This window comes from Vibrio sp. 704 (assembly GCF_033339295.1).
The window spans coordinates 1-1,081 of the sequence record NZ_JAWOUH010000114.1 but is presented as its reverse complement, the minus strand read 5'-3'; the positions used below and the strand labels follow the sequence as shown (position 1 = coordinate 1,081).

The window sequence follows — 1,081 nt, the reverse complement described above, 5'->3', positions numbered from 1 at the left end:
TGGGATAAGCCACTTCTTTCTCTCAACTGTGCGACCTTAAGCGAAGGTTTGATTGACTCCGAGTTGTTCGGCCATGAATCCGGCTCGTTCACTGGTTCAAAAGGCAAACATAAAGGCCGTTTTGAACGTGCGGAAGGTGGCACCTTGTTCTTGGATGAGTTGGCAACTGCGCCGTTACTTGTGCAAGAGAAGCTGCTGCGAGTGATTGAATACGGTGAATACGAACGCGTCGGTGGCCATACCGCTCTTAACGCGGATGTGCGCTTAGTGTGTGCTACCAATGCAGATTTGCCACGACTGGCTGAGCAAGGTGACTTTCGTGCCGACTTACTCGATCGTCTAGCCTTTGACGTTATCATGTTGCCACCACTGCGAGAGCGCAAAGAAGATATCCTGTCGCTTGCCGAACATTATGCAATGAAAATGTGTCGAGAGTTGCAACTCGAATACTTCGTTGTTTGCACTCATCAAGCGCAACAAGCCCTACTCGATTACTCGTGGCCAGGTAATGTACGTGAGCTAAAAAACGTAATTGAGCGCGCTATCTATCAACACGGATTAAATGCAGAACCGATTGATGAGCTGATTTTTAACCCTTTTGCCACTGGTTGGAACAATGCGCTTGGTCATACTGCGGCAAACGAAGACCCTCAGGAAGAAGCCTCGTCTCAAACGACTTCGATCCACTTTCCTCTCGATTACAAACAGTGGCAAGAGGAGCAAGATATCAATCTTCTCAATCGAGCCTTGGAGGAAGCAAAATTCAACCAACGACAAGCTGCCGAATTGCTGGGATTAAGCTATCACCAGCTACGAGGTATGGTCAGAAAGTACGGTTTGGTCGGACAAAGTTAACGAAACCAAAAACACCACTAGCCATAGATAGCGCAACTCATGTCTGCAAAATTCGGGCTACAGTGTTAAATAGACATCGTATTTTGATCTAACACCCTACCAGCAAAAGATTTTGTGTTTGGAGCGAGTTCACAAAGGTGATAAATTAGCGAGATCATTTTCGCTTGTGAGCTCTGGACGAGTAAGATCAAATGAAACAAGCAAAATCCAATGAACATTTCATATT

Annotated in this window: 1 protein-coding gene; it reads left to right on the top strand. The window is 46.1% G+C overall.

The features are described from left to right. Positions 1-855: sigma 54-interacting transcriptional regulator (locus R7R24_RS24825; RefSeq protein WP_318119753.1), on the top strand; the 855-nt coding region annotated here is incomplete at its 5' end. Between the last annotated feature and the right edge of the window lie 226 nt (positions 856-1,081).